The following is a 5831-nucleotide window of genomic DNA, read 5'->3' on the forward strand; positions in this document are numbered from 1 at the left end:
TAACACCGATAAAATAGTCCATTTAGTGATTTGTTTTCCAATAAATAAAATACTTGCTAAAACCAATCCAAAAAAGAAAGACCATACAAGTATTGGTTCGTTTTCTAATAACCAAGAAATTAATTTAGCTAAAGAGAGAATGCTTATAAAAATTCCGATTACAAGTGCTACTAAAAAATTACCATTAATAGTTTCCCAAAAAGCTTTTAACCCTTTCTCCTTCAATAATTTTATGGAAGAAAATTTTATGGAACTAATAGAAGTTAATAACTCTTCATATATACCAGAAATAAATGCTATTGTTCCTCCTGAAACTCCCGGAACTACATCGGCAGCTCCCATAGCCATTCCTTTAAGTGTAATAACTAAATAATGAAATAAATTTCTTTGTTGCATCTGTCTTTTTTCTTAAAAGACAAATGTAATATTTTAAAATGAAGTATTTTTGAAATCGTTTATTATATCTAAAATCTGCTGCTTTTTATAAACCTCTGGAAATAAATCTTTAATCTCATTATGGTATTCAAAATCTATAGTTAAGGCTGTTATTAAATGTTTTTTTCCTTTTGAAAAATTGTTGGTTTTAAAATAAATACCACTAAGCCTATATTCCAATTCTGCAAAATCTTTAAAAACCTTTGATGCTTTTTTCAAATTGATTAAGGCATCTTTATAATCGCCTAAATAACAAAGTACGTCGCTTAAACCAACCCAAATTGCAATATCAAAATCTTGTAATAAAATACAATTTTGAAAAGCTCTAACCGCTTCTTCAAAAAAGTTTAACTTTAGATTGATTTCAGCATATTTTCTCCAATAGATACTGTTTTTTTCATCAATTTCAATAGCTTTATTTATATAAAAAAGTGCTTTGTAGTAATTTTTATTTATTATGCTAAGTTCGGTAATTGCCAACCAGCCTTTATCTAACAGAGGATCCTCGTGTACAGCTTTTTTATAATATTGAATTGCTAAAGTTGCTTTATGTAGTTTTTCGTAACATTCACCAATTCTTAAATAAACAAATGATGTTGGATCATCTAAATCTATGGTAATTTTATAATTTTCTATGGCTTCAGCATATTCTTTTAATTGTTCCAACGTTTTGGCTTTTTCCAAATATGCACCAACAAAAGACTCATCAATTAAAACAGCATAATCAAAGGCTCTTAATGCCTCCGTATAATTCTCTAAAATAAAATATTGCCTTCCTAATTGATGCCAGGCAACTTCACTGTAAGGATCTTTATCTATATATTCATTTAAATATTCAATTGCCTCTTTATGTTGGCTTTGCATATCAAAACAATAAATTACATTATAAAGCGAAGAATAATCATCAAAATCTACCTTTAAGCATTTTGCAAAATTTAATCTGGCTTCATCAAAATTATCTAAAAACAGATATTCCATACCAATCATAGCTAAAATATCGGCTTCGTCATCTGTATATAACAAGGCAATTTTTAAAGCATCTATCGCTTGCTGGTGTTTGTCCTTTTTAGAAAAAATACTTGCTTGCTGCACATAAATCTCTTCATTAGTAGGTTCTATGGCCTGTAATTCTTTTAATAAACTTGCTGCCTCATCAAATTCTCCATCAAAAATCATTAATTCAGCTCTTAATAATTTCAGTAAAATTGAGTTTGGATGTTGTTTTAAACCCAATAAAATTGCTTTCTTTGCTAAAGAAATTTTTCCTGAATCTATATAATAATGTATAATCTCCTCAAATTCAATAGAATCAAAAAAATAAACACTATTGGTTTTTAGCATTGATTCGAACTTTGTTAAAGGTAAATTATTTTCTTTTGGAGTTAAAGACATATATTAAAATATAATTAAATACTATAAAAATAAAAGTACAAGAACAAATGCTTGATTTAATATTAAGTTCTAAATGTTTTTAACAAATTAATTAACAAAATGCTTTATATTTGTATTCCAAACAATGTTTGGTATTGCAATGGGCAAAAAAATTCTACTTAACTCTAAAGAAATTCACATTATATTACATCGATTAGCGTGTCAGTTAATTGAAAATCATAATAATTTTGAAAATACTGTTTTAATTGGTATTCAGCCAAGAGGAGTGTACCTTGCGGAAAGATTGGTTTCAATTTTAAAAGAAGATTATAATATTCCTGAAGTTAAATTAGGGCAATTAGATATTACTTTTTATAGAGACGATTTTAGAAGACGTGGAGAACCTTTAGAAGCAAACAAAACCAATATTAATTTTATTGTTGAAGATAAAAATGTTGTTTTTATAGATGATGTTTTATTTTCTGGAAGAAGTATTAGAGCTGCATTAACCGCAATACAATCTTTTGGGAGACCAAGCGATATTGAATTATTAGTTTTAATAGATAGAAGATTTAGCAGACATTTACCAATTCAACCCGATTATAGAGGAAGACAAGTAGATGTTATAAATGAAGAAAGAGTTACTGTAAATTGGAAAGAAAAAGAAGGTAAAGATGCCGTTTATATTATAAATAATTAATTACATGAGTCAGTTAAGCGTACAACATCTTTTAGGAATAAAGCACTTAAAAAGAAGTGATATTGATTTAATATTTGAAACTGCAGATCATTTTAAAGAAGTAATTAATCGTCCTATTAAAAAAGTACCATCACTAAGAGATATTACTATTGCGAATTTATTTTTTGAAAACAGTACCAGAACAAAACTATCTTTTGAATTGGCTGAAAAACGTTTATCTGCCGATGTAATAAACTTTTCTGCAAGTCAATCTTCAGTAAAAAAAGGAGAAACTTTAATAGATACTGCCAACAACATTTTATCTATGAAAGTTGATTTAATTGTAATGCGTCATCCAAATGTTGGTGCCTGCGATTTTTTATCGAAACACGTAGATGCTAAAATTGTAAATGCTGGAGATGGCACGCACGAACATCCAACACAAGCATTACTAGACTCCTATTCAATTAGAGAAAAATTAGGAAGTGTAACTGGAAAAAAAGTTGTGATTATTGGTGATATTTTGCATTCCAGAGTTGCTTTATCAAATATTTACGCCTTAAAATTACAAGGTGCGGAAATAAAAGTTTGTGGTCCAAAAACGTTAATTCCAAAGTACATAGAAAGTTTAGGTGTAAGCGTAGAATACGATTTAAAAAAAGCATTGGAATGGTGTGATGTTGCCAATGTTTTAAGAGTTCAGAATGAACGTATGGCAATAAATTATTTTCCATCAACTAGAGAATATGCTCAATTATTTGGAATAAATAAACAGCTTTTAAACTCACTTGGCAAGAAAATTGTTATTATGCATCCTGGTCCAATAAATAGAGGTGTTGAAATAACAAGTGATGTTGCAGATGCCGAACAATCTATTATATTAAATCAAGTAGAAAATGGTGTTGCTATTAGAATGGCAGTAATTTATTTATTGGCACAACAAATTGAAAGACACAAACAATGAAAATAACTAAAACTGAAAAATATACATTAATAAAACCCACTGAAGAATCTTTAGATATATTTCTAAATAATCTTGAAAAAAACATAATTAATTTTAATGGGGAACATTTAATTTTAGATTTTTCAGAAAAAATTAACATAGAAATAAAAGAATTATTACTATTTTTGAATATAAGTGCACAACAAAGAGAAAACGGCACAAGTTTTGTTATTATTTTTGAAGGAATTGATATTGATAAAATTCCTGATGAAATTAATGTTGTACCAACATTTACAGAGGCGTTAGACATTTTAGAAATGGATGCGATTGAACGAGATTTAGGATTTTAAAAACAATAGGCTTATTGATGAAAAAATTACTTTTAATAACTTTTTTACTAGTTTTCACTTTTTCTTATGCCCAAGAAAAAGATGCACGTGCTGTTATTAAAAAAAATAAACCGCCAACTATTACACTTACATCTGTCTCTGCATCTCCAAATCCATTAACTATTAGAACCCGAATTAGTTTTAAATCTACAAAAAATCAATTGGTTGAATTTACGGTGAAAAACCTTGTAGGAAAAACAGTTCATGGAGAAAGAATTAATGCAAAACCTGGTTCAAATTCTTTGTTATTTAATCGTGATGACTTAAATAACGGAATGTACATCTACTCATTACAATCAGACTCTGAAATTGTATCAAAAAGATTGGTTATTAGATGAATCTAAAACTCACAATTTTAGGTTGTCATTCTGCCACACCTCGCGTAAACGCGAATCCAACAGCGCAATATTTAGAAATTAAAAATCATCATTTTTTAATTGATTGTGGCGAAGGCACCCAAGTTCAATTACGAAAATATGGTGTTAAATTTTCAAAAATAAAGCATATATTTATTTCTCATTTGCATGGAGATCACTTTTTTGGTTTAGTTGGTTTAATTGCTACATTTAGATTGTTAAATAGAGAAACTGAATTACACATTTATGGCCCTAAAGGTATAAAAGAGGTGATAACACTACAGTTAAAACTTTCTAATTCCTGGACACATTATCCCTTATATTTTCACGAATTAACTTCAAATGAAAGTGAATTGATTTTTGAAGATGATAAAGTTGAAGTGCATACCATTCCTTTAGAACATAGAATTTATACAAATGGTTTTTTATTTAAAGAAAAGTTAGGTGAGCGTAAATTAAATATGAACGCCATTAATAATTATAAAGAAATTGAAATTTGCGATTATCAAAATTTAAAAATTGGTAGAGATTTTAAATTAAAAAATGGCACAATCATAAAAAATAAAGATTTAACCTTAGACCCTTCAATTCCAAAAAGCTACGCATTTTGTAGTGATACTTCGTACTTACCAGAAATTGTACCAATCATAGAAAAGGTTAGCTGTTTATACCACGAAACCACATTTTTAAAAGATAAAGAAGCACTCGCTACAACTACAAAGCATTCAACTGCAGAACAGGCTGCTAAAATTGCATTACAAGCAAATGTGCAACAACTTATAATTGGACATTATAGCGGACGGTATAAAAATATAGAAGTTTTTAAAACTGAGGCACAAGAAATTTTTGAAAACACACATTTGGCAGAAACTGGAAAAGTTTTTGAAATTAGTTAAGTAATGACAAAAGATCATATTGCTATTCTTATTAAAAATAACGTTGATAAAAAGACTCTTATTACAACTATTTTATCTAAAAATGCCCCGGATAGACTGGAACGTTTTAACAAATTAAAAGGGTTTTTATTTTCTGATATTGCCATTGAAAAATATATTGAAGAAGAATATCGATATGATATTGTTAAAATTGCAACAACAAGTAATAAAAAATTAAGCAATTTTTCTACAGGTGAACGAAGAAAGGTATTTTTAAAATATTGTTTAAATCAACAACCCGATTTTATAATATTCGATAGTATTTTTGACCATTTAGATACGGATTCTAGGTTAGAACTTTCTCAGAATATTAAAAGTTTTTCAAAAAATATTCAAATAATTCAAATAGCAAATAGAACAACAGATATTTTAAATTTTATTGAACACAAGTATGAAATAAAAGACAATACATTTCACATACAAAAACTTCAAAATAAACAATATTATCTATATTCTCATTTTAAAAATAAAATTCCGAATGCCTTAAAAAAAATTGATTTTGAAGGAGACACACTTGTAAAATTTAATAATGTTTGTGTAAATTATAACACTACTCCTATTGTAAAAAATATAAATTGGACTGTTAATAAAGGTGAGTTTTGGCAACTAATTGGTCCAAATGGCTCAGGAAAAAGCACCTTATTGTCGTTAATTACTGGCGAAAATCCAAAAGCGTATGGACAAGATATTTACATTTTTGGTCAAAAAAAAGGTAGCGGAGAA

Annotated in this window: 8 protein-coding genes; 6 read left to right on the forward strand and 2 right to left on the reverse strand. The window is 27.9% G+C overall.

Features of this window, described 5'->3' with window-relative positions:
- Both AB1Z17_RS06535 and AB1Z17_RS06540 read right to left on the reverse strand, forming a co-directional pair.
- A partial coding sequence (locus AB1Z17_RS06535; RefSeq protein ID WP_368050992.1) for a DUF368 domain-containing protein occupies positions 1-396 on the reverse strand: 396 nt, incomplete at its 3' end.
- Between the two features lie 33 nt (positions 397-429).
- Positions 430-1827, reverse strand: a complete 1398-nt coding sequence (locus AB1Z17_RS06540; protein WP_368050993.1) for a tetratricopeptide repeat protein — start codon at positions 1825-1827, stop codon at positions 430-432.
- A 139-nt stretch (positions 1828-1966) separates the two neighbouring features.
- Here AB1Z17_RS06540 and pyrR point away from each other — a divergent pair, with 139 nt between their 5' ends.
- From pyrR to AB1Z17_RS06570, 6 genes are all read left to right on the forward strand, one after another.
- Positions 1967-2506, forward strand: a complete 540-nt coding sequence (pyrR, locus tag AB1Z17_RS06545; protein WP_368050994.1) for a bifunctional pyr operon transcriptional regulator/uracil phosphoribosyltransferase PyrR — start codon at positions 1967-1969, stop codon at positions 2504-2506.
- Positions 2507-2510: 4 nt separating this feature from the next.
- Positions 2511-3449 carry an aspartate carbamoyltransferase catalytic subunit gene (locus AB1Z17_RS06550; protein ID WP_368050995.1) on the forward strand — a complete coding sequence of 313 codons (939 nt, stop codon included), beginning with the start codon at positions 2511-2513 and terminating at the stop codon, positions 3447-3449.
- Positions 3446-3778, forward strand: a complete 333-nt coding sequence (locus AB1Z17_RS06555) for a hypothetical protein (protein ID WP_368050996.1) — start codon at positions 3446-3448, stop codon at positions 3776-3778. The genes AB1Z17_RS06550 and AB1Z17_RS06555 overlap by 4 nt, the downstream gene beginning before the upstream one ends.
- Before the next feature lie 17 nt (positions 3779-3795).
- A complete protein-coding gene (locus tag AB1Z17_RS06560; RefSeq protein ID WP_368050997.1) occupies positions 3796-4155 on the forward strand; it encodes a T9SS type A sorting domain-containing protein in 360 nt (119 codons plus the stop codon).
- On the forward strand, positions 4152-5069 hold the full coding sequence (locus tag AB1Z17_RS06565) for a ribonuclease Z (protein ID WP_368050998.1): 918 nt from the start codon (positions 4152-4154) through the stop codon (positions 5067-5069). The genes AB1Z17_RS06560 and AB1Z17_RS06565 overlap by 4 nt, the downstream gene beginning before the upstream one ends.
- Before the next feature lie 3 nt (positions 5070-5072).
- On the forward strand, positions 5073-5831 hold a 759-nt coding region (locus AB1Z17_RS06570; RefSeq protein ID WP_368050999.1), incomplete at its 3' end, for an ATP-binding cassette domain-containing protein.

The sequence above is a fragment of the Lutibacter sp. genome, assembly GCF_040883305.1.
Classification (GTDB): domain Bacteria; phylum Bacteroidota; class Bacteroidia; order Flavobacteriales; family Flavobacteriaceae; genus Lutibacter.